Origin of the sequence: Corallococcus terminator (assembly GCF_049194865.1) — a bacterium.
GTDB classification, from domain to species: Bacteria; Myxococcota; Myxococcia; order Myxococcales; family Myxococcaceae; genus Myxococcus; species Myxococcus terminator_A.
Window position 1 is genome coordinate 221145 of record NZ_JBLZWL010000136.1, and the last position, 24536, is coordinate 245680.

General features: G+C 68.5%; 19 protein-coding genes. 5 read left to right on the plus strand and 14 right to left on the minus strand.

What is annotated here, in order from left to right; genetic code table 11:
* Window positions 1-18: 18 nt before the first annotated feature.
* The 3 genes from ACN469_RS40680 to ACN469_RS40690 form a co-directional block, all read right to left on the minus strand.
* Window positions 19-1476, minus strand: coding sequence for a DUF6250 domain-containing protein (locus tag ACN469_RS40680; RefSeq protein WP_498777287.1), 1458 nt, complete (start codon window positions 1474-1476; stop codon window positions 19-21).
* Between the two features lie 94 nt (window positions 1477-1570).
* On the minus strand, window positions 1571-2281 hold the full coding sequence (locus ACN469_RS40685; protein ID WP_498777289.1) for a hypothetical protein: 711 nt from the start codon (window positions 2279-2281) through the stop codon (window positions 1571-1573).
* Between the two features lie 73 nt (window positions 2282-2354).
* Window positions 2355-2618: a molecular chaperone DnaJ gene (locus ACN469_RS40690; RefSeq protein WP_498777291.1), complete on the minus strand. Its 264-nt coding sequence runs from the start codon at window positions 2616-2618 to the stop codon at window positions 2355-2357.
* 57 nt (window positions 2619-2675) lie between these two features.
* Between ACN469_RS40690 and ACN469_RS40695 the strand changes: the two genes are divergently transcribed.
* The 3 genes from ACN469_RS40695 to ACN469_RS40705 all read left to right on the plus strand — a co-directional run bounded on the left by ACN469_RS40695 (window position 2676) and on the right by ACN469_RS40705 (window position 7437).
* Window positions 2676-3434, plus strand: a complete 759-nt coding sequence (locus ACN469_RS40695) for a DUF4159 domain-containing protein (protein WP_498777293.1) — start codon at window positions 2676-2678, stop codon at window positions 3432-3434.
* A gap of 27 nt (window positions 3435-3461) precedes the next feature.
* Window positions 3462-5741, plus strand: coding sequence for a glutamine amidotransferase (locus ACN469_RS40700; RefSeq protein ID WP_498777294.1), 2280 nt, complete (start codon window positions 3462-3464; stop codon window positions 5739-5741).
* Window positions 5742-5847: 106 nt separating this feature from the next.
* Complete coding sequence (locus tag ACN469_RS40705; protein WP_498777296.1) at window positions 5848-7437, plus strand: serine hydrolase; 1590 nt, start codon at window positions 5848-5850, stop codon at window positions 7435-7437.
* A gap of 66 nt (window positions 7438-7503) precedes the next feature.
* On the opposite strand, the gene ACN469_RS40710 is transcribed toward ACN469_RS40705, so the two are convergent.
* The 11 genes from ACN469_RS40710 to ACN469_RS40760 all read right to left on the minus strand — a co-directional run bounded on the left by ACN469_RS40710 (window position 7504) and on the right by ACN469_RS40760 (window position 20743).
* On the minus strand, window positions 7504-8103 hold the full coding sequence (locus ACN469_RS40710; protein WP_498777302.1) for a superoxide dismutase family protein: 600 nt from the start codon (window positions 8101-8103) through the stop codon (window positions 7504-7506).
* A gap of 116 nt (window positions 8104-8219) precedes the next feature.
* A complete protein-coding gene (locus tag ACN469_RS40715; protein ID WP_498777303.1) occupies window positions 8220-9803 on the minus strand; it encodes an HsdM family class I SAM-dependent methyltransferase in 1584 nt (527 codons plus the stop codon).
* A 185-nt stretch (window positions 9804-9988) separates the two neighbouring features.
* Entirely contained in the window at window positions 9989-10408 is a 420-nt protein-coding gene (locus tag ACN469_RS40720; RefSeq protein ID WP_498777305.1) for a DUF6691 family protein, read from the minus strand.
* On the minus strand, window positions 10405-10830 hold the full coding sequence (locus ACN469_RS40725) for a YeeE/YedE family protein (protein WP_498777307.1): 426 nt from the start codon (window positions 10828-10830) through the stop codon (window positions 10405-10407). The genes ACN469_RS40720 and ACN469_RS40725 overlap by 4 nt, the downstream gene beginning before the upstream one ends.
* Before the next feature lie 165 nt (window positions 10831-10995).
* Entirely contained in the window at window positions 10996-12570 is a 1575-nt protein-coding gene (locus ACN469_RS40730; protein WP_498777309.1) for a sodium:solute symporter family transporter, read from the minus strand.
* A 13-nt stretch (window positions 12571-12583) separates the two neighbouring features.
* A complete protein-coding gene (locus tag ACN469_RS40735; protein WP_498777311.1) occupies window positions 12584-12862 on the minus strand; it encodes a DUF485 domain-containing protein in 279 nt (92 codons plus the stop codon).
* A gap of 39 nt (window positions 12863-12901) precedes the next feature.
* Window positions 12902-14866: an acetate--CoA ligase gene (gene acs / locus ACN469_RS40740; RefSeq protein ID WP_498777312.1), complete on the minus strand. Its 1965-nt coding sequence runs from the start codon at window positions 14864-14866 to the stop codon at window positions 12902-12904.
* Window positions 14867-14896: 30 nt separating this feature from the next.
* Complete coding sequence (locus tag ACN469_RS40745) at window positions 14897-16006, minus strand: porin (RefSeq protein WP_498777314.1); 1110 nt, start codon at window positions 16004-16006, stop codon at window positions 14897-14899.
* Between the two features lie 201 nt (window positions 16007-16207).
* Entirely contained in the window at window positions 16208-17575 is a 1368-nt protein-coding gene (locus ACN469_RS40750) for a sigma-54-dependent transcriptional regulator (RefSeq protein ID WP_498777316.1), read from the minus strand.
* Window positions 17572-20553, minus strand: a complete 2982-nt coding sequence (locus ACN469_RS40755; protein WP_498777318.1) for an ATP-binding protein — start codon at window positions 20551-20553, stop codon at window positions 17572-17574. The genes ACN469_RS40750 and ACN469_RS40755 overlap by 4 nt, the downstream gene beginning before the upstream one ends.
* Window positions 20543-20743 (minus strand): hypothetical protein, encoded by a 201-nt coding sequence (locus tag ACN469_RS40760; RefSeq protein ID WP_141640700.1) that lies wholly within the window; start codon window positions 20741-20743, stop codon window positions 20543-20545. Before ACN469_RS40760 ends, ACN469_RS40755 begins: the two co-directional genes overlap by 11 nt.
* A gap of 328 nt (window positions 20744-21071) precedes the next feature.
* Between ACN469_RS40760 and ACN469_RS40765 the strand changes: the two genes are divergently transcribed.
* Together ACN469_RS40765 and ACN469_RS40770 are read left to right on the plus strand one after the other, a co-directional pair.
* Window positions 21072-22016: a hypothetical protein gene (locus tag ACN469_RS40765; protein WP_498777320.1), complete on the plus strand. Its 945-nt coding sequence runs from the start codon at window positions 21072-21074 to the stop codon at window positions 22014-22016.
* A 742-nt stretch (window positions 22017-22758) separates the two neighbouring features.
* On the plus strand, window positions 22759-24297 hold the full coding sequence (locus ACN469_RS40770; RefSeq protein WP_498777322.1) for a DEAD/DEAH box helicase: 1539 nt from the start codon (window positions 22759-22761) through the stop codon (window positions 24295-24297).
* Window positions 24298-24536: the final 239 nt, after the last annotated feature.

Sequence of the window (24536 nt, forward strand, 5' to 3'; positions counted from 1 at the left end):
TGTGACTTTCCTTGGCCGCTAGGGGGCGAGCGGCGCGATCTTCAAATTGTCGAAGTGGACCCGGCTCTTCCAGCCGGAGAAGCCGAAGTACTGATTGCGCGGCCCTTCCAGGGGCGAGGCGTCCTGGAGGGTGAGGAAGGGCTGCCCGTCCAGCTCCCAGGAGAGGGTGCCCGCGCGCCGGGTGAGCTTGAAGTGGTGGCGCTTGCCGGGCACCACGGAGGCTCCGTCGCGCGTCACCCGGTCTGGCGTGTGCTCGCTGAGGCGGGCGATGGCGGACTGCGTGTTGCGCCAGCCGCCGAAGATGAACACGTAGCCCGTCGCCGTGTACTGCAGGCGCAGGTCTCCGGCGTAGAAGGAGCGACCGTCACCCCACGCCTCGATTTTGATGTCGCCGTCCGCGCTGTCCGTCCACGCGTCGAACTCAATCGTCGCGTCGCGGGGGATGGGCCGCTTCAGCCACACCGGGCGGTTGTGGAGCATCTCCACCACCAGCGCGCCGTCCACCAGCTTCGTGGCGGAGGGGTTGGTGACGTTCCACGCGTCTCCCAGCGTGTCGCGGTTGAAGTCATCCGCGTACGGGCCAGGGGGAATCACGGGCGCGGCGGGGGCGACGCGGGCGGGCAGCCGGTCCGGCGAGTCCACGCGCAGGTTGTCGTAGAAGATCTGCGACTCGAAGCCGGACAGGCCCAGCCGGTCATGCCCCTTGCCCTTGAGGGGAAGCGGGTCATCGAACTCCAGGAAGGGCTCTCCGTCGATGCTCCAGCGCAACAGCGTGCCGCGGCGCTCGATGCGCCAGTGGTACGTGCGGCCGGCCTGCACCGGCGTGCCGCGCGCTTCCACGCGGACACGGGTGTCGTCCTTGAACACGGTGGCGATGTCACCGGCCGCCTCGTCCGCCTTGTCGCCCTGGGCCCCGGCCTTGCGCGCCGCGCGGCGCTTGAGCGAGTCGAGGTTGGGGGCGCCCATGTCGAGCCGGCCGAGCACGGACATGGAGTTGTTGAACCCGCCCTGCACCAGGATGTACCCGGAGCTGGGGTCCACGCCGTTGCCGAAGACCTCCACCCGGATGTCACCCTCGGGCAGCTCCGAGCGCACGTCGAACTCGATGGCCACGTCGTCCGGCAGCGGCGCCTGGAGCCACAGCGGGTTGTTCTTCACGCCCGGCGCCAGGAGCTCGCCCTGAATCACCCGCCAGTAGCCACCCGCTGAGAAGAAGTCCCGCTTCACCACGCCCGGGTCCGCGAAGTCCTGGGTGTAGGGCACTGTCGCCGTCACGTCCGCGTCACCGCGGAACAGGGCGTAGTGGATGAGCGGGAACTGGATGACCAGAATCAGCGCGGCGAGCACGGCCCAGCCTCGGCGCGACATCCCCTCCGGCTTCACCCAGGCGCTGCTAGCGCCAGGCTCCTGCCGGGGGGCGGGCTCCGAGGAGGACTCCTGCTTCTTCTCCGACTCCTTGCGCCTGACCTGGCCCATCAATCCTTTGGGGGTTTTCTGAGGGGGAAAGGCGGCGGAATGTACGCGCCACGACGCTGGAGGTAAAGCGCGGCCGGCTCCCGGAGGAGGTCGTCTACTTGACCCCCCAACGTTTCTCGAGCGCCCGCTGCTCCGCCTGCCGGAGCTTGAGGCGCTCCTTCTCCGCGCGCTGCTTCTCCGCCTCTTCGGGCGAGGAGCGCATGGCGAGCTGATAGACGGCGCCGGCGATGGCGAACAGTCCGGCGGCGATGATGACGCCCCAGGGCCTGCTGGCCACGGCGGCCACCAGCCCGCCGAACTGGTGCAGCGCCGCCAGCGCGCCGATGACGAGCACCCACCCGCCCACCGCGGAGGCCACCACCGCGCTGACCACCCGGTGCAACAGCGCGCCCACCAGCCCGCCGATGATGAACCCCGGCGCGAAGCCGAGCAGGAAGTCCTGCGGCCCGGCGATCTGCCCGGCCAACAGGCCCAGCGGCACGCCCAGGCCCACGAAGGTGATTGCGGGAGGGAAGAGGAAGCCCAGCGCCAGGAGCACCGCCGCGACGATGGAGGGCGCGCGCGGGTCCAGGTCCGGCAGGCCCAGCTTCGTGGTGACGGCGCCCGTCCACACCAGCCCCAGGAGCGCGCCGATGGGCCCGGCCAGCACCCGGAACACCCGGGGGCCTCCGCCCACCAGCAGCAGCGTCACCCCGGTGACACAGCAGACGATGCCCGCCCACATGGGCAGCAGGCGGTAGATGCCGACCCAGCCCGACGGGTTGAGCTCCTGATAGGCCTTGAGGGCCTGGAGGAGGCCTTCCATGGCTCCAACTCCTTGCATTGCGGCGCACCCGACGTTGTCCCCCGAAGGGGCGCGAGGGCGCCGACGGCGTAGCTTAAGCGTAGCGGGTCAAGGCCAATAGCAGCAGGACGACAAAGACGGCGGCGGCGAGCAGGGCGAAGCCGTAGAGGGCCTTCGGGGTGGAGGTGCGGCGCAGCAGCTCCTCGGCCTCGGCCCGGTCCTCGGGGGTGGGAGTGCCCGCCAGCAGACGCTCGGCGTCGCGCCGTGCTCCGGCGACGTCCCCCGCCTCCTTGCGAGCCCAGGCCGCCCGGACCTCGGGGGAGCCGGGCTGCTCGGGCGTCTGTCCGCCTTTTGCCATGGGCCGGCTCTATACCGGGGAATGCGAGCACCCGTCGACGGTATATAGATGCGCTCTATGTCCGCGCGGCGTCTGACCCGTCGAAATCTCCTGCTCGGCTCCGCCGCGCTTGCTCCGCTGCTGGCGGGGCGTGCGCATGCGTTCGGCGAGAAGAATCGCTTCATCCCCGCGGTGGCGAAGCACGGGGGCCGGTGGGACGCGCGGCTGTCCGGCCTGCGGCGAATCGCCTGGGAGCTGCAGCGGCGCACCTCCGTCGAAGTGGTGCCGGACGCTCGGCCCTTCGCGTTGAGCAGCCCCGACCTCTTCGAGTACCCCTTCCTCTACTTCGGCGGGGACGGAGGTTTTCCCCCGCTCAACGACGCGGAGGTCGCCAACCTGCGGCGCTACCTGACGTACGGCGGCTTCATGCTGGCGGACGCCAACGACGGCAGCGACGGGGACGGCTTCGACGCCAGCTTCCGTCGGGAGATGGCGCGCGTGCTGCCGCAGAGCCCGCTGGCGGAGGTGCCCTCCGGACACGTGGTGTACAAGTCCTTCTTCCTGCTGGACGCGGCGCCGGGCCGGCTGCTCAACAAGCCGCACATGATGGCGGCCAACCTGGGCAAGCGCGCGGCGGTGCTCTACTCGCAGAACGACGTGGCCGGGGCCTGGAGCCGCAACGAGTCCGGGGACTACGAGTTCGACGTGAGCCCCGGCGGCGAGCCGCAGCGGGAGCTGGCGGTGCGGCTGGGCATCAACGTCTGCATGTACGCCCTCTGCCTGGACTACAAGGACGACGCCGTCCACCTGCAGCTCATCCTCAACAAGCGGCGCTGAAGCAGCGGCGGTACGCCAAGAGCCTGGATGAATTCCCCCACCTTCAACGCCTGGAAGCTCGTCAGCCTCTCTCCCCTGCCTTCGTGGGCGCTGGTGTTCCTCGCGCTCGGGCTGCTCTTGGGAGTGGCGCTGGCCGCCTGGGGCGTGCGGCGCGAGCCCTCGCGTGGACGTCGCGTCCTGTTGTGGGCGCTGCGCGTGGGCGCGGGCGTGGCCGCGCTCTTCTTCCTGCTGGAGCCCGGCATCCGGCATCTACAGGTGGCGCGGATGAAGAACCGCGTCGCGGTGCTGGTGGACCGCTCCGCGTCCATGGGTTTCCCGTCGGAGCCCGGAGGCCCCACGCGCGCCGCGGAGGTGGCCACGTTCCTGGAGAAGGCCGCGCCGGCGCTCGCGGGACTGCAGGACCGCTTCACGGTGGAGATGTACGGGTTCGACCCGGAGCTGGCGCCGGTGACGCCCGCGTCGCTGGCCAAGGAGCCGCCTCGCGCGGGCTCCACCGACTTGCTGGCCGCGCTGCGTGCGGCGGCGGGCGCGGGGCAGGGCGCTCGCAAGCTGTCCGGCGTGCTGCTGTTCAGCGACGGCGCGGACAACACGGAGCTGAAGGCGGGCGTGGTGGGCCGTGCGCGCGCGGCGCTGGCGGACCTGGGCGTGCCCGTCTCCACCTTCACCGTGGGCCAGGAGGCGCTGAAGGACCTGGCGATTGAGGGACTGAAGGTGGATGACTTCGCCTTCGTGCGCAACTCGCTCACCGTGGAGGCGGAGATTCATGGCCGCGGCTTCCGGGGCAAGGAGATCCCCGTCGTGCTCAGCCAGGAGGGCAAGACGGTGGCGAGCAAGACGGTGCGCCTGGAGACCAACGACGACGTGAAGCCGGTGTCCTTCACCTTCACGCCGGACCAGACGGGTCGCTTCGTCTACACGGTGACGGTGCCCACCTTCCCGGACGAGGCGGTGGCGGACAACAACAGCCGCTCCTTCACGCTGAAGGTCATCCGGGACCGCGTGCGCGTGCTGCTGGTGGTGGGCCGGCCGTCCTGGGACGAGCGCTACCTTCGCGGCCTGCTGAAGCAGGACGCCAACGTGGACCTCATCTCGTTCTACATCCTGCGCACGCTGTCGGATGACCCGGGCGTGGTGAACGAGCGCGAGCTGTCCCTCATCCCATTCCCCATGGAGGAGATTTTCGACACGAAGCTGGACACCTTCGACGTCGTCATCTTCCAGAACTTCGGGCACGCGGACCCGTCGCTCTCCATCGCCGAGTACGAGCGCAACCTGGAGCGCTACATCCACAACGGCGGCGCCTTCGTGATGATTGGCGGCGACAGCGTGCTGGGTGAGGGCCGCGCCACCATGCCCACGCTGATGGAGGCCTTGCCCGTGGCCGCCGCGGGCCCCGCCAACGTGGAGCCCTTCACCGCGCGCCTGACGCCGGAGGGCCTGCGCCACCCGGTGACGGCCATCGGCTCCGGCGCCTCCAGCACCGAGGCCGCGTGGGGCGAGCTGCCGCCGATTCCGGGCGCCAACCTCACGTATGCGCGCCCTGGCGCCACCGTGTTGCTGGAGCATCCGCATCTCACGGCGAACGGGAAGAACGCGCCGCTCGTGGCCGTCTGGGACTACGGCCGGGGCCGGGCGCTCGTGATGGCCACGGATGCGTCGTGGTACTGGGCCTTCGCCGCGCACCGGGATGGCTCGCCCAGCCGCGCGTATGACCGCTTCTGGGGCAATGCGCTGCGGTGGCTGGTGAGAGACCCGGACCTGACGACGTTGAAGGTGACGGCGGACCCGCCATCGGTGGAGCCGGGGCGCCCGGTGGCCGTGGTGGTGCAGGCGCGCAGCGCGGACTACCAGCCGGCGCAGGACGCGCAGGTGCGCGTGGAGCTGTTCTCGGTGGCGACGCAGAAGCCGGTGGCGGTGCAGACGGGCGCCACGGGGCCGGACGGCGTGGTGCGGCTGGAGTTCGCGCCGCCGGACCCGGGGCCGTACAAGCTGCTCGCGACGGCGAAGAAGGGCGAGACGGACCTGGGCAAGGGCGAGGACGCGGTGGCGGTGCGCGCCGTGGGGCCGGAGCTGTCGGACGCGTCCGTGCGGTCGGAGCTGATGGAGCAGATCGCCAAGGTGACGGGCGGCAAGGCGTACAAGCTGCCCCAGGACGGGCTGCCGGACATGCCGCTGTTGGACCCGCCCGTCGTGGAAGTCGGGCGCGCGAAGGACCAGCCGCTGTGGGACCGCTGGTACTACCTCGTCGCGCTCATCGGCCTGCTCGGCGCGGAGTGGTTCGCGCGGCGCCGCTTCGGCTACGTCTGAGCGCCCGGGCGTGCCCGAGGGCACGGAATAGGGGCTGCTGGGGCGCGTTCGCCAGGTGCGATAGAGAGGGGGCTCCCCAAGTCCCTTCCTGGAGCCTGGAGCCCCCGTGCGTCACGTCCTCGCGCTTCTCCTCGTCGTCCTGCCGCTGTCCCCGGTCTTCGCGCAATCACTGCCCGCCGATTTCGACGCCACCATCGAGAAGGCGATGACGACCTTTGATGTGCCGGGCATCGCCGTGGCCGTGGTGAAGGACGGCAAGGTGGTGCTGTCCAAGGGCTATGGCGTGCGCAGGCTCGGGGACAAGACGCCCGTGACGGCGGACACGCTGTTCGGCATCGCGTCCAACAGCAAGGCCTTCACGGCGGCGGCGCTGGCGATGCTCGTCGAGGAGGGCAAGCTCCAGTGGGACGACCGCGTGGTGGACCATCTGCCGTCGTTCCAGATGCATGACCCCTACGTCACGCGCGAGCTGACGATTCGGGACTTGCTCGTGCACCGCAGCGGGCTGGGGCTGGGCGCCGGAGACCTCCTGTACTTTCCCCAGTCCACCTTCACCGAGGACGAGATTGTCTCAAAGCTGCGCCACATCCCCCCGGCGACGAGCTTCCGCAGCCGCTACGCGTACGACAACATCCTCTACCTCGTGGCGGGCAAGGTCATCGAGAAAGTGAGCGGCCGTCACTGGCGCGACTTCGTGCGCGAGCGCATCTTCGTGCCGGTGGGCATGCGCGACAGCAGCACGCTCTTCAAGGCCCTGCGCGTGAGCGGCAACGTCGCCACGCCGCACGCGAAGGCGGACGGCGTGCTCAAGGCCATCTCGCCCATGGGCTTCGAGAACAACGCGCCCGCGGCGGCCATCAACTCCAGCGTCAACGACTTGTCCAAGTGGATGCTGACGCAGTTGGCACAGGGTGTGATTCCGGGCACTGACGGCAAGAAGCGGCTGTTCAGCGAGGCGCAGTCGAAGGAGATGTGGGCGGCGCAGACGGTGATGGCCGTCACCGAGCCCTCCAAGCCGCTCGCCGGGCTGCGCGCGAACTTCGCCGCGTACGCGCTGGGCTGGTCGCTGCGCGACTACCGGGGCCACAAGCTGGTGGGCCACGGGGGCGCGCTGCCCGGCTATTACTCGCGGGTGCTGCTGGTGCCGGAGCTGGGCCTGGGTGTCGTGGTGCTCACGAACCAGGAGGAGCGCGGCGCCATCGAGGCCCCGGTGTGGACGGTGCTGGACGCGTTCATGGGCGGGCCCGCCACGGACTGGGTGGCCGCGTTCAAGGCGGATGACGACGCGAAGCGCGCCAAGGCGGAGGCCCAGGTGGCCGGCCTGCGCGGCAGCCGCAACGCGGAGAGCAAGCCGTCGCTCCCGCTCGACGCATACGCCGGAACGTTCCGTGACCCGTGGTACGGCGACGTGACGCTGACGAGCGATGCCCAGAAGCTGGTGCTGCGCTTCAGCCGGACGCCGGGCCTCGTCGGCGAGTTGGAGCACTGGCAATACGACACCTTCGTCGCGCGCTGGAAGGACCGCTCGCTCAACGCGGACGCCTTCGTGTCCTTCTCGCTGAAGCCGGACGGCACGGTAGGGGAGCTGCGCATGCAGCCCGTCTCGCCGCTCACCGACTTCAGCTTCGACTTCCAGGACCTGCGCTTCACGCCCGTGAAGGAAGCCCCGAGCGCTGTCGCGCGGCCGGTGCACTGACGTCGAGCGTCTCGGGCGCTGCCCGCCTGGCCGTGATGCCAGGCGGGGCGCTCACAAGAACGGCGCTTACGGCTGCTGCTTCTCCACCACGCCGCACGCGATGCGGCCACCGGCGTCGCCCGTGGGGTCGGTCTGGTAGTCGTCTTCCTTGGTGTGGACGACGATGGCGGAGCCGTCCTTGTCGAAGAGTGACTTCAGGGTGAGCCCGTTCTGGGCGAACGTGTCGAACTGCACCTTGCCGTCCTGGCCCACGTAGAGGTTGGGCAGGTCACCCACGTGCTTGCCCTTGGGCGACATCATCCCGTGGGCCTTCTTCGACGGGTTGAAGTGGCCGCCCGCCGTCTTGAACTCCGGCGCCTCGCACTTGCCCGTCTCGTGGATGTGGAAGGCGTGCTGACCGGGCGGCAGGTCATGCAGCGCGCCCTTGATGACCACGCCCTGCTTGGTCTGCTCGAAGGTGACCTCGCCCACGTCCTTGCCCTGCGCGTCCTTCACCGGGGCCTTCGCCATCTCGCCCGGCGGGAGCATCTTCTTCGCGGGGGGGGCGGCGGGGGGAGTGGCGGCCTGCGCGCTCTCGGGCGGCGGCGTCGGGGCCGCGGGGGCCTGGGCCAGCACGGGAGCAGCGGCGGTGAGAACGGTGGCGGTCAGCAGCGCACGGAGTTTCATGAAGTAGGTCCTTCCTTCAGAGGGGAAAGCAGCTCGGCGAAGGTGGACACTAGCGGTTGTTTCCGCACCCCGCAGGGAAACCGTGCGGGCGGGCAGACGCCCCGCCGCGCACAGGCTCACTCCTGTCCTGGAGGCGGCACCAGCAACGGCACCGGCACCACGCGAGACGCTCCAAAGGCCGGGGCCCAGACGCGCTGGACATCGGGTCCATTGAGGAAGCGCACGATGGCCTGGAAGGCGGGCAGGGGACCGCCCAGCGTCTCCGCCCACTCCAGCCCTCGCGGCGACAGGTTGGGCACTAGGGGGCCCAGCTCCTCCGCCGACGTGGAGGAGCGGGTGACGCGCAGCCCCTCGTCCCTCAGCCGCTTGGGGACATACAGGGGCGCGAAGCGCGCGTGCCGGTGGTCATGGACGCAGCCCTCTTCCTCCAGCAGCGCGGCGGACAGCGGCAGCTCGCGCACGTTGAAGAGCAGCTTCACCGCGCCCACGTGGGGGTCATACGGGCCGCGCAGCCGGTGGTCTCCGCGCGGAATCAGGCGGCGGTCCAGGTAGCAGAACGCGCGAGCCTCCGGCGGCAGCGTGCCCCGGTGCCGCGCCCCACCGTAGCGATAGAAGGGCCGCAGGTGCTTCGCGTCCACTTCCAGCGGCGTGCCCACCTTGAGCGCGCGCAGCTTCGGCAGCAGCTCCTCCGACAGGCCATGCACGCGCGAGAACTCCGGCAGCTCCTCCAGCGGTGACGCGGCGAAGGCGCGGATGCGCGCGAGCAGGCGCTCCGGGTCCGCGTCCACCAGCAGCTCGTCGAAGCGCGTCTTCACCCCCGGCAGGCTCACGGGCACCAGGGTCGTGAGGGGTTCGCCTTCCGCGCTCCACCGTGCATCCAAGGCACTGGCCTCCGGTGTGGTTGGTGCCAGGCGCCACTCGGGCGCCTCGGGGGTGAAGTGCTGCCAGGCGCCGCGTCGCTCGAAGCGCGGCGGGTCCACATGGCCCGGAAGCGAGGACCACACGGTGATGCACGTGCGCACCTGCGTGCCCGCGAAGGCGCCGGGCCCCAGGTCCACCACCTCGCGCAGCGTCAGCATGCGCAACAGCGACTGGCGCAGCGGCGCGTAGAGGAAGGCGTCCAGCAGGCTCGCGGGAGTGATGAAGGCGAGCACGCCGGGTCGCGTGGAGAGCCGGTGCGCGGCCACCAGCAGGAAGAAGGCGAAGTCGTCGCGCAGGCTGGTGCCCGGTGGGAGCGCCAGGGGCAAGAGGGCGCGCAGCTTCGCGTAGGCGCTCGGGTCCTTCAGCACCGGCGACGTCCCGTTGTAGGGCGGATTTCCCACCCACAGCTCGCGGTGCTCCGGAGGCGTCGCCGCGAGCATGGGTTCCATCCCACCTCGCAACGTGTCGCCTTCGCGCACGTCGGCTTCCGGGACTCGAGCCTGACAGAGTCGGGCTACGGCGGGGTCCAGCTCCAGCCCACACAGACGGGCTCCGGGCCAGAGCTTCGAGGCCGCCGACAAGAAAGCTCCTGCCCCACAGGCGGGGTCCACCACCGTGAGGGGTCCAGCTCCCAGGTGCGCCATCGCAAGCGATAGCGTGCGTTCCACCAGGGGTGCGGGCGTAAAGAACGCCCCCACCGCCTTGCGGTCCAGCCCGGGGAACTGGTGGACGAGCTTTTCTTCGTCGACGTCCAGCATCCTGTTCGCGGCGCGTGGCATCGGGGACTCATCCTAGCCAGCACTTCACCCAAGGGTGATCCATCCAAAGCTTTGCAAACGCACTCAAACGCACGGATGTGACATCCCAATCACTTCACATGCCCGGAAGTCTGAGATTTGCCGCCCCGCAATGCGTTGCGCAAGCCCGCACCGACGTCCATGTGGGTTGTCCACGCGCTACAGGCCTACCCAGGTTGCCTCAGCATTCCTTGAAATACGCCCATTCCCACCAGCATGGCCCCCACGAAGAGCAGCACCGTGGTGCCTCCCACGGGGAGCGACACCAGGGCCGGGCCGGGGCAATAGCCTGACATGCCCCACCCGACGCCGAAGAGGGCCGCGCCTGTGACGAGGCGGCCGTCCACGGCGGCCTGGGGCGGCGCAGGGAAGCGCTCCGCGAGCACGGGCCGCGCCCGTCGCAGGATGAGGGGACGCAAGAGCGCGTAGGTGCCCAGCGCGCCCGCCATGACGAAGGCGAGGCTCGGGTCCCAACGTCCCGCCACATCAAGGAAACCCACCACCTTCGCCGGGTCCGTCATCCCTCCCAACCCCAGCCCCAGCGCGAAGAGCAGCCCCGCCAGGCCCGCCATCAGGAGCGACTTCATGAAGCACCTCCCAGCACATGTCGGGTGATGAAGACGGTGAGCGCGGCCGTCGCCATGAATGTGAGGGTGGCCACGAGGGAGCGCTTGGAGCCTCGGGCGAGGCCACAGACGCCGTGGCCGCTGGTGCAGCCGCCGCCCAGCCGGGTACCGAAGCCGACGAGGAGCCCCGCGGCGAGCGTGGCGCCCACGCTGGTGAGCACCTGAGGGCCGAGCGACTCCGGACGGAAGACCGCGAGCAGCACGCCTCCCACGGCGAGTCCTCCGAGGAAGGCCACGCGCCAGCCCACGTCAGCGGGCGCCGGGGACAAGAGCCCGCCGGTGATGCCGCTGATGCCCGCGATGCGGCCGTGGAAGAGCAGCAGCAGGGCCGAGGCCAAGCCGACGAGGACGCCCCCCAGGAGGGGGAGCAGGACTGAGTTCATGGTGACGCACCCATCGAGAAGAAAGAGTCCGAGGCGCGAGGGTGTCACGGCACGGGCTGTCGATGGGAAATGAAGAGGGGGCGGGCCCCGGGCCCCTTGGAGGCCCAGGCCCCACCCCCGCCCTCCTCCCCAGGAGCAATGACGGAGGAGGGCTATTCGGTGGCGTTACGCCTTGCTGTGCGTGGGGGCTTGGACCGCGCCCATGTGCATCCGGTGCTTCACTTCCGAGTAGCGCTCGCTGGACTCGCGCTCCGGGAACAACAGCGACACGAGCACTCCCACGACGAAAGCCAATGGCATGGTGATGATGCCCGGGTTCTTCAGCGGAAACATCGCGCTCGGGTTTCCCAGCAGGTCCACTTGTACGGTGGGCGACAAGAAGATGAGCAGCACCGCGCTGAACGAGCCCGTCAGCATGCTGGCCACCGCTCCATACGTGGTGAACTTCCTCCAGGCCATGGACAGCAGCAGTGCGGGGAAGTTGGCGCTCGCGGCGATGGCGAACGCCAGGCCCACCATGAAGGCCACGTTCTGTCCCTTGAAGGCGACGCCCAGCACCACGGCCAGCACGCCGAGGAAGAGGCTGGCGAGCCGCGCCACCTTGAGCTGCTCGTGCTCGGGCGCCTCACCTTTGCGCACCACGCTGGACCACAAGTCGTGGGACAGCGCCGCCGCGCCGGACAGCGTCAGGCCGGCCACCACCGCGAGGATGGTGGCGAAGGCCACCGCGGAGATGAAGCCCAGAAAGCCCGTGCCGCCCACCACCTCCGCGAGCATGGGCGCCGCCATGTTGCCGCCCTTGTCCACGCTGGTAATCGCCTGCCGGCCCACCAGCACCGACGCGCCGAAGCCGAGGATGAACGTCACCAGGTAGAAGTAGCCGATGAGGCCCGTGGCGTAGAACACGCTGCTGCGCGCCGCCTTCGCGTTGGGCACCGTGTAGAAGCGCATCAGGATGTGCGGCAGGCCCGCCGTGCCGAACATCAGCGCGAGGCCCAGCGAAATCGTCTCCAGCGGGTTGCTCACCAGCGCGCCCGGCGCCAGCGTCTTCTCGCCGTACTGGATGGCCGCCTCGTTGAAGAGCGCCAGCGGGTTGAAGCCGAACTTGTACAGCACCGCTCCGGCCAGCGCGGACGCGCCCGCGAGCAGCAGCACGGCCTTCACGATTTGCACCCACGTGGTGGCGATCATCCCGCCGAACAGCACGTAGAGAATCATCACCGCGCCGACGATGACGACGGCGACCTCGTAGGACAGGCCGAAGAGCAGGTGGATGAGGTTGCCGGCGCCCACCATCTGCGCAATCAGGTAGAAGCTCACCACGGTGAGCGTGCCCAGCGCGGCGGCCAGTCGCACCGGCGTCTGCTTGAGGCGGTACGCCACCACGTCCGCGAAGGTGTACTTGCCCAGGTTGCGCAGGGGCTCCGCGATGAGGAACGTCACCACCGGCCAGCCCACCAGCCAGCCCACCGAGTAGATGAGCCCGTCGAAGCCGGACATGGCGACGAGGCCGGCGATGCCCAGGAAGCTGGCGGCGCTCATGTAGTCGCCCGCGAGGGCGAAGCCGTTCTGCAGGGCGCTCACCCCGCCGCCGGCCGCGAAGAACTCCGAGGTCGTCTTCGTCTTGCGCGCCGCCCAGTACGTGATTCCCAGGGTGACGCCGACGAAGAGGAGGAAGAAGAGGATGGCCGTGCTGTTGGGCTGGCCCAACTGCGTGCCCGGTGCCGAAGTCGGATTCATTCGTGGCTCGCTCTCAGCGACGCAGTTGGCTCAGGGCGCGGTCGTACTTGCCGTTCGCCCAGATCATGTAGATGCCCGTCAGCGCCCACGCGGTGACGATGACGATGGCACCCAGGAGGATTCCCACCGACAAGCCGGGGGTGATTTGCTTGCCCATCAGCGGCTTGTTGAAGGCCACCAGCAGGATGAAGCCGAAGTACGCCACCAGCGTGGCCACCGTCAGGATGGCGGCCACCCGCCAGCGCGACGAGGCGAGTGCTTCCAGGGCGTCTTCTTGGGATTGAGAGGACATCGCTTGTCTCCAGTGTGACGTCGGAAGGCCCGAGGGGAATCAAGACCTGGCCCGCACGGGCGCGCCCTTGGTGAGCAGTTCATCCAGCACGGTGGGGTCGGCGAGGGTGGAGGCGTCGCCCAGGTTCTCCGTCTCACCGGAGGCAATCTTGCGCAACATGCGGCGCAGAATCTTGCCGGAGCGCGTCTTGGGCAGGCCATTGACGACGACGACGCGGTCCGGCGTGGCGATGGGACCGATGACGTGGCGCACCTGCTCCTTGAGCGTGCCCACCATCTGCTCGGTGGACGTCTCCTGCCAGTCGGGCTTCACCGTGACGAAGGCGCACACGCCCGTGCCCTTGATGTCGTGGGGGAAGCCCACCACGGCGGCCTCGGCCACGGCCTCGTGCGCCACGAGCGCGCTCTCCACCTCCGCGGTGCCCAGGCGGTGCCCGGAGACGTTGAGGACGTCATCCACGCGGCCGGTAATCCAGTAGTAGCCGTCCTCGTCGCGGCGGCAGCCGTCGCCGGTGAAGTACAGGTTGGGGAAGCGCGAGTAGTACGTCTCCACGAAGCGCTGGTGGTGGCCGTACAGCGTGCGCGCCTGTCCGGGCCAGGAGCGCGCCAGGCACAGGTTGCCGCTGACGCCGTTGCCTTCGATGACGCGGCCCTCGTCGTCGAGCAGCACCGGCTCCACGCCGAAGAAGGGCAGGGTGGCGGAGCCCGGCTTGCACGGCGTCGCGCCCGGCAGCGGGGAGATGAGGATGCCGCCCGTCTCCGTCTGCCACCACGTGTCGATGATGGGGTTGCGACCCTCGCCCACCACGTCGTGGTACCAGCGCCAGACCTCCGGGTTGATGGGCTCGCCCACGCTGCCCAACAGGCGCAGCGACTTGCGCGAGGACTTCTTCACCCACGCGTCACCCTCCTTGATGAGCGCGCGCAGCGCGGTAGGGGCGGTGTAGATGACGGTGGCCTTCACGTCGTCCACCACCTGCCAGAGCCGGCCCGCGTCGGGGTACGACGGCGTGGACTCGAACAGGACGGTGGTGGTGCCGTTGAGGAGCGGGCCGTACAGCAGATAGCTGTGGCCCGTCACCCAGCCCAGGTCCGCCGTACAGAAGTGCACGTCGTCCGGCCGCGCGTCGAAGACGTAGTGGTGCGTGGTCGCCGCATACACGAGGTAGCCGCCCGTGGTGTGCAGCACGCCCTTGGGCTTTCCGGTGGAGCCGGAGGTGTAGAGGATGAAGAGCGGGTCCTCCGCGTCCATCCACTCGGCGGGGCAGACGCCCCGGTGGCGCGCCATCTCCACGTCCAGCCACGCGTCACGGCCCTCCGCCATGGGCACTTCGCGCGACGTGCGCCGCACCACCAGCACGGACGTCACCTGGGTGAGGCCCTCCACCGCCTCGTCGGCGATGGCCTTGGTGGGGACGCTCTTGGGGCCGCGCGGGCCCTCGTTCGCGGTGACGAGCACCCTGGCGCCACAGTCGAGGATGCGCTCGCGCAGCGACTCCGAGGAGAAGCCGGCGAACACCACCGAGTGCACCGCGCCGAGCCGCGCGCACGCGAGCATGGTGTACGCCAGCTCCGGAATCATCGGCAGGTAGATGCAGACGCGGTCGCCCTTGCGGACGCCGTGGGCCTTGAGCACGTTGGCCACGCGGCCGACGTGGTGCTGAAGCTCCCGGAAGGTGATGGTCTGGTATTCGCCCGGCTCGTTCTTGGCCCAGATGATGGCGGCCTTGCCGGGGCGCTCGCGCGCGTGGCGGTCCACGCAGTTGTACGCGGCATTGAGCTTGCCGCCGCTGAACCAGGAGAAGTCCACCTGCTCGGCGTCCACCTCGCGGATGGCCTCCGGTGGATGGAACCAGGTGAGCCGCTGGGCCTGCTCACCCCAGAAGGCGTCGGGCTCTCGGAGGCTCTTTTGATAGAGGTCGCGGTACTGCTCCAGCGTCTTCACGTGGGCGTCGCGGGAGAAGTGCTCTTTCGGCGGGACGAACGAATCCTTCGCGGCAGTCATCGGGAGTGACCTCGGGGAGAGCAGGGGATGTCAGTAGAAGAGCTGGAGCTGCGCGGTGCCGGTGATGGCGGTCTGCGCTTCGGAGAGGTCGCCCAGGCGGGCGATGGCGACCTCCGTCTTCAGGTTGAAGGTGTGCTTCTGGAACCAGATGTTGAAGCCGGGCCTCACCACGAGCGCGTCCTGTGCCACGACGCGCGCGTTGAAGTACTCGAAGGACACCAGCGGCTCCACGAGGCCAATGCGGTAGCCCAGCTCCGACAGGAAGCCCGTGCCGCTCTGCGGGCTGTCCATCCCCTGGCGGTAGGTGTACACGCCCGTCTGGAAGACCAGCTCCTGGTCATTGCCCATGGGCCAGTCGAGAAACACGTCAGCGGAGAGCGCCAGCGAGTCGTGCACGCCGCTGGCTGTCGCGACGGCGGCATATTGGTAGTCCACGCCCGCGCCGACGGAGAGGTGGGGCTTGTCGGTGAAGTAGATGCCCTGGAAGAAGAGGTCCTCCTCGCGGGTGAGGAAGTTCCACCGCACCATCGCCACGCCTCGGGGCAGGTCATCCGGGTTGATGGTGGGCGCGTCCTCGCGCACGGTGCCCTCGGCGCCGTTAAGGATGGCGGCGCGGAAGCCGAGCGGCCCCACGAAGCCGCGAAGCTGCACGCCCATGTCGCGCCAGATCTTGCCGACGCCTGGCGTGAAGCGGATGAGGTTGGAGTGGTAGTCGACGGTGTTGAGCGCGATGGCGCCCTGCAGGTTGTGGCGCGACAGCGGGGCGATGAGGAAGCCCACGTCCACCCAGAACTTGTCCGCGAACTCGTAGGAGATGAACGCGTCCTGGACGAAGAAGTCGATGTTGTAGTTGCCGTCCTTGCCGAAGTTGGGCTGGTCCGTCTCGAAGAAGAAGGACAGACGCTTCGTCACGTTGCCGTAGACGAGCAGCCGCACGCGCCGCAGGAAGAAGTCGGTGCCCATGCCCCCGAGGGGAGCCCCGTCCTTGATGAACTGGGCCTGGGGCTGAATCAACATGTTGATGTTGAGATGGGCCTCTTCGCTGAGCGTGATCTTCCCGGCGAGCGCGGAGCCCAGGGGCAGCAGGGCCACCGCGAGCGTCAGCAGCAACGGCAACGGGCGCGTGGGGGGGAGGGGCATGCCCGTGGCCCAGAGCAACACTCCAGCCAAGTGCCGCTGCGCGGAGATTCAAGACCTTGCAGGTTGGCTCGCCGCGTCAGGATGTTACGGAAGGTGACGTGGGCGTTACCTCGGTAACGAATCGTGCAATGCGTCGTAACGAATCACGCGCAAGCCAGGTCGTTGGCCGGTGACGCCGGGTCTGCCCTTGGGGGCGGTGCGTCAGGCGCGCGTGCGCGGGAGGCCGAGTTTCTGGCGTTTCTCCCACAGCGCCTTGCGGCTGATGCCCAGCCGCTTCGCCAGCTCCGTCTCGCCCATGTGCTCCTGGTGCTCGAGCACGAAGCGGCGGAAGTACTCCTCCATGGAGCCGACCGCCTCCTCGGCCTCTGGCCCGACGGACTCGGGTGCGTCGGTGGTGAGAGGACCTGGCTCGCCGCCGGGCAGCTCCAGCGCGAGCAAATCGGGAGTGATGACGGGGCCGTCCGAGAGGATGACGGCGCGCTCCAGGGCGTTCTCCAGCTCGCGCACGTTGCCGGGCCAGGGGTGGACGCTCAAGGCCAGCATCGCCTCCGGTGACAGCGTGGCCGGGGCGCGGCCGAGCTTCCGGCAGGCCTTCTCCAGCAGGTACTTCGCCAGCACGGGCAGGTCGTCGCCGCGCTCGCGCAGGGGCGGCATGCGAATCTCCACCACGCGCAGGCGGAAGTAGAGGTCCTGGCGGAAGACGCCCTCCTGCACGCGACGGGGCAAGTCGCGGTGGGTGGCGGCGACGATGCGCACGTCCACCTTGCGAGGCCGCGTGGAGCCCACGCGCCGCACCTCGCCGTCCTGGAGCATGCGCAAGAGTCGGGCTTGCGCGGGCGCGGGCAATTCGCCCACTTCGTCCAGGAAGAGGGTGCCGCCGTGCGAGGCTTCCACCAGGCCCGCGTGCGCGGTGACCGCGCCAGTGAAGGCGCCCTTCTCGTGGCCGAACAGCTCGCTCTCCAGCAGGCCCTCCGGAATCGCCGCGCAATTCACGGACACCAGCGGGCCGTCCGCGCGAGGACTCTGCGCATGGAGGGCGCGGGCCACCAGCTCCTTGCCGGTGCCGGACTCGCCGAGCACCAGCACCGTGGCGGGGGAGGGGGCCACCTTGCGGATGCGCTCGAACACGTCGCGCATCGGCGCGCAGCTCCCCACCATGCCGCTCACGGAATAGGACTGCTCCACCTCGCGCTTGAGCGCGGCGTTCTGTCGGGTGAGCTTGCCCTCGCGCAGCACGCGCTCCACCTGGAGCAGCAGCTCGTCGTGGTCGAACGGCTTGGCGATGTAGTCCACGGCGCCCAGCTTCATCGCGTCCACGGCGGACTTCACCGTGGCGTAGCTCGTCATGATGAGCACCGGCACGCCAGGGCACAGGGCGATGACGTCCGTTCCTGGTGCGCCCGGCAGGCGCAGGTCCGACAGCACCAGGTCGAATGAGTCGAGCTCGTAGTCGCTCGCGGCCTCCTGCACCGCGCCCGCCTCGGAGACGTCGTGTCCCGCGCGCACGAGCAGTCGCCGCAGCTCCGTGCGGATGATGGGCTCGTCCTCGATGACCAGGATGCGACTCATGCGGTGGCTCCCGGACCTGGACGCGTGCTCGACTCCACGCCGCGCGCATCGGGCAGGCTCACCGTCACGCTAGTCCCTCCCCCGGTCCGACTGTCCACCTGAATGGTGCCGCCGTGCTCTCGGACGATGCCCGCCACCAGCGCGAGCCCAAGGCCCGTGCCCTCGCCCGGCTGCTTCGTCGTGAAGAACGGCTCGAAGATCCGCTGCGAGAGCTCGGAGGGAATGCCGTGTCCCCGGTCCAGCACGCGCAGGTGGATGCTGCCCCGCGCGGCCTCCGCCTCCAGCTCCACGCTGGCGCCTTCCGGTGAGGCGTCCATGGCGTTGGTCAGGAGATTGACGAGCACCTGCTCCAGTCGCTGCGAGTCACCCTGGACGACGAGCCCCTCCGGGCTGCGGTGCTCGAAGCGGACGCCGCGGGACTTCGTCGCGGTGCGCGCCAGGCGGGCGAGCTGCACGGCCTCGGTCAGCAAGGGGCCCACCTCCACGCGAGCGAAGGGCCGAGCCTCCCCGCCCACCGTGCCGGCGTGGCTGAAGCCCACCAGCGCGCGCACAATCGCGTCGATGCGGCGGCACTGCTGGAGGATGAGCTGGGTGCGCTCCTTCACCGCGTCCGCGTCGTCCAGCTCGTACTTGAGGTTCTGCGTCAGGCTGGCGATGGCCGTCAGCGGATTGCCAATCTCGTGCGCCACGCCGGCCGCCACGCGTCCCAGCGAGGCCAGCCGGTCCTGGTGCGCGAGTCGCGCGTCCACGGCCTTGCGCGCCGTGAGGTCCTCCACGACCAGCGCCATGCCCTCGGAGGTGCCGCCGCCTTCTTCATCGGGCGTCAGTCGAGAGCGGTGGAGCCGCAGCGTGCGCTCCGCGTCCCCCACCGTGACGCGTGTCTCGGTGTCTGCCTCGGCGCCGGCCGCGAAGCCGGACAGGAGCGGGCCCCAGGGGACGGGCAGTGCGGCGAGGGGATGGCCACGAGCGGCGTGCTCTTCCACGCCGGACAGGCGCTCCAGCGCCGCGTTCCAGATGACCACCTCGCCATCCGGGCCCACCGCGCACACGCCGAGCGGCAGGTCTTCGAGGATGCGCCGCAGGTAGCGCCGCACGGCCTCCACTGCATGCACCGGGCCCTGCATGCCCCGGGCATCGCGCAGGCGCTCCTCCACGAAGCGGAGCTGCTCGGCCAGCGCGGCGCGGGTGCCTGGGCCCAGGCGCAGGGCTTCCTCCACGGTGAGGCGTGCCAGCACGGGACCCAGGAGTCCGGACAGGTTGCGCTCCACGCCGTCGCGCAGGCGGCGCAGCTCCACGGGACGGCGCTCGTCAGGGGACATGCCCAGGCCCGCCAGCGCGCGGTCGACCTCCGCCGACGCGGCCTCGGCACCCAGCAGGGGAGCGAGTCGCTCGCGGAACTCCCGAGGTGAGCCTGCCTCCACGCCACCGGAGACAAGCCCTGGAGCCTCCCGAGTGCAGGCCCGTGCGGCCTCCGCTTCGGACTCGGATTGTCGAGTGGCCAGGGACACGGCGACGAAGGCCAGCGTGTTGAGCGTCAGCGACGCGAAGGTGGAGAAGCCCCAGGGTTCGTCTCCTGGGAAGCCGAGCAGCACGGCCACGCGGTGGGTCCACGCGACCACGCCGGGAGAGGCCCACAGCGGCACCACCAGCGTGAGCATCCACATGGCGGCTCCGGCGCCCAGGCCGGAGAGCAGCCCCGAGCGAGTGGCCCGCTTCCAGAACAACAGGCCCAGGACACCTGGGGCGAACTGCGCCACCGCGACGAAGGACACGAGCCCCAGGTCCACGAGCCCCAGGCCGCGAGTATCCAGGAGCCGGTAGAAGCCATAGCCCGCGAGGATGATGAGCGCGATGAGCAGCCGGCGAGCCCAGAGGAGCCAGCCGTAGAGATGGGGTTGTCCGCGCGCGTAGCCGAGGGGCAGCACCAGGTGCGTCAGGCACATGGGGGCCAGGGCCAGCGTGGTGACGATGACCATGGCGCTGGAGGCGGACACGCCGCCCAGGAAGGCCACCAGCGCGAGCCCCGTGGCGCCGCGCGAGGCGGGCACCGCGAGCAGGTGGAAGTCAGCGGGCCAGGGCAGGGCGAGCGCTTCACCGCTCCACAGCACGATGGGCACCGCCAGGTTCATCACCAGAAGCACGAGCGGGAAGGCCCACGTCGCGGTGGCGAGCGCGTCACGCTCGGGGGCCTCGGTGAAGGCGACGTGGTAGCTGCGCGGGGTGAGGAAGGCGGCGGCGCAGGAGAGCACCAGCAGCGGAGCCCAGGACGCTTCGCGCGCGGGACGGCGCAGCTGCTCCACGGCCTCCGGGTTTGCCTCCAGCCACGTCCACAGGCCGTCCACACCGCCGAAGACCGAGTACACGGCCCACGCGCTCACGGCCACGAGCGCCACCACCTTCACGGCGGACTCGAAGGCGATGGCCAGCATCAGTCCTTCGTGGCGCTCGCGTGGGGTGAGGTGGCGAGCGCCGAAGAGGACGGAGAAGACGATGAGCACCGCGCAGAAGCCCATGCCGACGAGCGTGGGGGAGGCGGACGGACTCAGCACCTTCGCGGACTCGACGACGGCGCGCACCTGGAGGGCGAGGTAGGGGAGGCTGCCGGCCAGCATGAAGAGCGTCACCGCGGTGCCGGTGCTCTGGCCCGGGTAGCGGAAGGCGAGCAGGTCCGCGAGCGAGGTGAGCTGGAGCTCGCGAGTGAGGCGCAGCAACGGGCGCCACAGCACGGGCACGAGCAGACAGGCCAGCGTGACGCCCAGGTAGATGCCCAGGTAGCGGAAGCCGTGTCGGGCCGCGTAGCCCACGCTGCCGAAGTAGGACCAGGACGTCGCGTAGACGCCGAGCGCGAGCGCGTAGACCAGTGGGTGCTGGGTGATGCGCGAGGAGATGAGGCCGCGCTCGGCCGCGTAGGCGACGAGGAACAGCACCAGCAGGTAGGCGACGGAGGCGGCGACGAGCGAGCCCAACTCAAGCGTCATGGCCACCGCTCCGGTAGGCGGCCCAGGCGCCCAGCGCGATGACACCCAGCCAGACGACGAAGGGCATGTACCCGGGAGCATCCTCCGCCAACCACAGACGCCGCAGCGGCGAGCCGAAGAGGAGCACCGCGATGGTGAAGACGAGCAGCGACGGCATCGCGGGCGCGTCCTGCTCCGGGGGGCGCTTCATGGACGCGAGGATAGCAGCGGGGCGACGGCTGGGTGACAATGCGGTGACGTGCTTTTCTCCCGAGGTCCGCGTGCCTGCGTGGGGGACGCGCCTTGCGAGTCGGTGAGGCGTCGAGCACGTGAGGGGAGGAGCAGGTAATGGCTGGGGCAAGGGGGGCGCCCGATTGGCAGTTTCGGTTGCGCGCGACCGCTCGGAGAAAGCGGTTCAACGGCGCTGTTCTGCTCATCTGGTGTGCCATCGGCGTCGCGGGCGCGAAGCTGGGCCTGGATGTGCTCGTCGCGGTGCTTCAGGTGCTCGTGAGCCCGGTGCATATGAATGCCGGAGTTCGATGACGGGTGTCCCGGCCTTGGGGCTGGTGCTCGGGGGATTGCTGTTGGGCACCGCGCTGACGGGCTGGCTATGGGTGGGTTTCCGCTTCGCGAGGTTCCTGGTGCGCCCCGTCATCGGCGAGGACCAGCTCTCGATGGACTCGAAAGGCGTGACGTGGCGACAGTGGAGGGGCCCGGGGAGTGAGGTGCACCACCTGCTGTCCTCCGACGTGGCGGCCTTTCCTGAGCCTCTGGGGAGTGTGACGGCGCTGCTGCACACCGGAAAAGTCGTGGAGCTGGCAAGTGTAGGGGACTTGGAGCATGAGGCGCTGTGGAAGCGACCGTGTGGACTCTCCGAGCTGAGCGTTACGCCCAAAGTGCTCACGGACTGTGTCCCCGAGGGCCGTGAGGCGATTGCGCTACCCGGGGGAGGCGTGGTGCTTCGCCGCGAGTGGGATGGCGGGAGCAACCGCGCCTGGGCCCTGGGAGGGGTAGCGCTCCTGCTATTGGCGTCGGCGGCCGTCGTGATGTGGAGACAGGGAATCGACGGAGCCACCGTGGAGGGGCCACTGTTCGCGGTGGCCCTGATGGGGCTCGTGGGCTGGGCGGGATTGAAGGCCTGGCCCTCCTTCCAGTCACGGCGGGAGTGGGTAGTTCGTCCGGGGGGCCTCGACAAGGTGCGCTACCGCATCGGATGGCCCGTGCGTGTGAGCCACGGCGTGAAGTCGCTCGAGGTGCGGCAGGATGAGACCGGGGAGCTCGGCACGCCGGAGTGGGTGTATTTCCCCTTGTTCCTGAACACGCCCAAGGGCCCCGTGCGACTGGAGCGCGGCAGCACCAGTCCCCAGTACATCCACCACCTGGGGCAGTGGCTTGCTCATCGCCTCAAAGTCCCACTGAATCTGCGCGCCATTCAGGACAAGCTGCCGCAGGGCAAACCATCGCGTCGGCTTCGGACGGGGTGAGGTGTGGCGATAGTCTTCTTTCAGTGCGGTAATGTTAAGGGATACAATCCGCTAATCATCAGGTCCGTGGTTCGAGACCATATCGGGGGCAAAAGAAGGGCCCTGCCAACTGGCAGGGCCTATTTTGTTTAACACGTGACTCGCGATTACCTCGCGGGGCCTTCGTGCTTAAGCCCCTGAATCCCAAGGGATTCTGGCTCGCGGTGCTGAAGAGGGCCCTCTCGGCTCTCAACCCCGCAGAGCGAGATGCCCCTCTCCTCCGCCGCCAAAAGGGCTCTTTGGCCCGTTTGGGGGAGGGAGGCCGAGAGTGGTTAACAGGTGCTGTTGATCATGGGGAGGGCGTTTTACGTCATTTACATTTATAACTGCTATTTCCGTTCTGATGCTTCTGGAATGGCGACTCTGCAGCTCGATCTCCACTGCGTAGCGCTCCAATCCCGCGCTTCTCCGCAGTCGAGAGGATCGAAGACCCGAGCTTCTTGAAGGTCATCTCCAGGGGAGGAGCCGGGCCACTACCTCCGGCGGGCCGCGCTGGCGGCCATCCAGAACCCAGACGCTGTCATGTTCCCCGACGGCAAGGACTGACGTCTGCGCCCGCCGGACTTCCCGGCGGGTCAGCTCTGCACCAGGACGGGGCACGGCGAGGCATTACACCTGCGCTCAGTCCGCATACCTCCCGAGTGGTATACAGGCCGGCCTCCATCCGGTTTACATTTTCTCCATCACATTAGAGGAGGAATATGTGAAATCCACCCTACCCCCGCATCATGGATTGCCAGAGCAAATCCTCAACGACCCAAAGCTGGTGCATCGCCTCGATTCGAAAACCCCAAATCTGACCGATGTCCAATACGAAGCCCTCGCCGAAGGAGCCGCACGCGGCACTTCAATGCTCGTGGTCGCACCAACCTCCACGGGTAAGACGCTTATCGGCGTATGGGCCTTGACCACCTGGCTCCTCAATGCCCCGCCCAGAAACGCCGTCTACCTAGTCACCCACCGAGCACTGGCTCGCCAGAAGTTCGAAGAGCTTCAAGCGCTGCTTTGTGAGCGTCACTTCCACGGCGACAAGCACAGCATCGTCCTCGCCAACGGCGACACCATCGAAGATGGAACTGGCGCCGTTCCCACCGATCCCCTGAATGCACCCGTCCTGGTCGCTACCTACGAGAAGTACCTTGCGATGCTCTCGGGGGGTGGATCGCCATCCGATACCTCTCGTCACATCATCATCTGTGATGAAATCCAGATAATCGGCGACGAACACCGGGGGCGAAGCATCGAAGTTCTGCTGACGATGCTGCGGAATGCGCGCTGGGGCCAATTCATTGGCCTCTCCGCTGTCATCGATAAGCGAGACGCCAAAGACCTCAGCGAGTGGCTCCGCGCCACGCTCGTCCACGTCAGCCAAAGGGAAAAGCACCTCCACTACGAATGCCGTACCCCAAACCTAGTCCGCACATTTCGAACCGATAAACCCGAACTTGGGCTTGAGGAGAAAACGCCACCAGGCCCACTGGGCACCGAGAAAACAATAGCCGACCTCAAGAAGATCCCATCTGCCCTTCCGATCGTCGTCTTCTGTATGACCCGCAAGCGTGTCGACGAGGCGGTGCGCGCATACGCGCATTCCCTCGGACTGAAAATCGACGACTCCCACCCCTTACACGCGAAGCTGCGCGAGCCAACAGCCGCAGCCCGACACCTTTCTCAATTCATCCCCCACCGCTTCGCATTCCACAACGCGGAACTGATGGACGACGAACGAAGGCTCGTCGAAGACACGCTCAGAAACAACGCTCTCGACATCGTCTTCGCGACAAGCACGCTCGCGGCCGGCGTCAACTTCCCCTTCAAGACAGCGGTCTTCGACAACTGGAAGCGCTGGAACCAGAAAACCAAGACTCGCGACCCCCTCCCCGCCAGTGAATTCCAGAACATGGCGGGTCGAGTGGGGCGGATGGGCACCACCCATTCCCACGGCACAATCATCTTCTCATCAACCGACAGCTTCATCGAGGCACAAGCAGCAAACCAGTACCTGCAACCCGACCGGGCGACTCCGCTGATCCCTAGAATCACCCATACCGGATTCAGCCAACTCGCACTCCAACTGGTGTCCTCCGGCGTCTGCCTCAATGAGGCTGATGTCGCCGACTTTCTTTCCAGCACGTTCAGCGCCATGCGCGAACGCGAATCGAATCAGACCGGGCTCGAACACTGGAGACGAGCCATGACCCAATCCATCCAAGCACTCCGCGACTGGGGGTTCATCCTGTGAAGAAACTACATGCAACCGAAACAGGGCGGCAGGTGGCGTTCAGTGGACTACTGCCAGAAACAGCCCACTATCTCCTACAGTACCTTGCCGACAAAGGCTCCGCGCTCCGTGCAATGATTCCAACCGGAGAACCGTCTCACGGGGATGTCAACCGCCTCGACTACTGCCTCATCAACGCCTGCCTGACCTCCCCGGAGTTTTCAAGCATCCATCGGACCCGCTTCATTCACTACGGATCG

Coding starts and splice junctions, on each gene's coding strand:
- ACN469_RS40680 (WP_498777287.1), bottom strand. CDS start 1,476: ATGGGCCAGGTCAGGCGCAAGGAGTCGGAGAAGAAGCAGGAGTCCTCC.
- ACN469_RS40685 (WP_498777289.1), bottom strand. CDS start 2,281: ATGGAAGGCCTCCTCCAGGCCCTCAAGGCCTATCAGGAGCTCAACCCG.
- ACN469_RS40690 (WP_498777291.1), bottom strand. CDS start 2,618: ATGGCAAAAGGCGGACAGACGCCCGAGCAGCCCGGCTCCCCCGAGGTC.
- ACN469_RS40695 (WP_498777293.1), top strand. CDS start 2,676: ATGTCCGCGCGGCGTCTGACCCGTCGAAATCTCCTGCTCGGCTCCGCC.
- ACN469_RS40700 (WP_498777294.1), top strand. CDS start 3,462: ATGAATTCCCCCACCTTCAACGCCTGGAAGCTCGTCAGCCTCTCTCCC.
- ACN469_RS40710 (WP_498777302.1), bottom strand. CDS start 8,103: ATGAAACTCCGTGCGCTGCTGACCGCCACCGTTCTCACCGCCGCTGCT.
- ACN469_RS40715 (WP_498777303.1), bottom strand. CDS start 9,803: ATGCCACGCGCCGCGAACAGGATGCTGGACGTCGACGAAGAAAAGCTC.
- ACN469_RS40720 (WP_498777305.1), bottom strand. CDS start 10,408: ATGAAGTCGCTCCTGATGGCGGGCCTGGCGGGGCTGCTCTTCGCGCTG.
- ACN469_RS40725 (WP_498777307.1), bottom strand. CDS start 10,830: ATGAACTCAGTCCTGCTCCCCCTCCTGGGGGGCGTCCTCGTCGGCTTG.
- ACN469_RS40730 (WP_498777309.1), bottom strand. CDS start 12,570: ATGAATCCGACTTCGGCACCGGGCACGCAGTTGGGCCAGCCCAACAGC.
- ACN469_RS40735 (WP_498777311.1), bottom strand. CDS start 12,862: ATGTCCTCTCAATCCCAAGAAGACGCCCTGGAAGCACTCGCCTCGTCG.
- acs (WP_498777312.1), bottom strand. CDS start 14,866: ATGACTGCCGCGAAGGATTCGTTCGTCCCGCCGAAAGAGCACTTCTCC.
- ACN469_RS40745 (WP_498777314.1), bottom strand. CDS start 16,006: ATGCCCCTCCCCCCCACGCGCCCGTTGCCGTTGCTGCTGACGCTCGCG.
- ACN469_RS40750 (WP_498777316.1), bottom strand. CDS start 17,575: ATGAGTCGCATCCTGGTCATCGAGGACGAGCCCATCATCCGCACGGAG.
- ACN469_RS40755 (WP_498777318.1), bottom strand. CDS start 20,553: ATGACGCTTGAGTTGGGCTCGCTCGTCGCCGCCTCCGTCGCCTACCTG.
- ACN469_RS40760 (WP_141640700.1), bottom strand. CDS start 20,743: ATGAAGCGCCCCCCGGAGCAGGACGCGCCCGCGATGCCGTCGCTGCTC.
- ACN469_RS40765 (WP_498777320.1), top strand. CDS start 21,072: ATGACGGGTGTCCCGGCCTTGGGGCTGGTGCTCGGGGGATTGCTGTTG.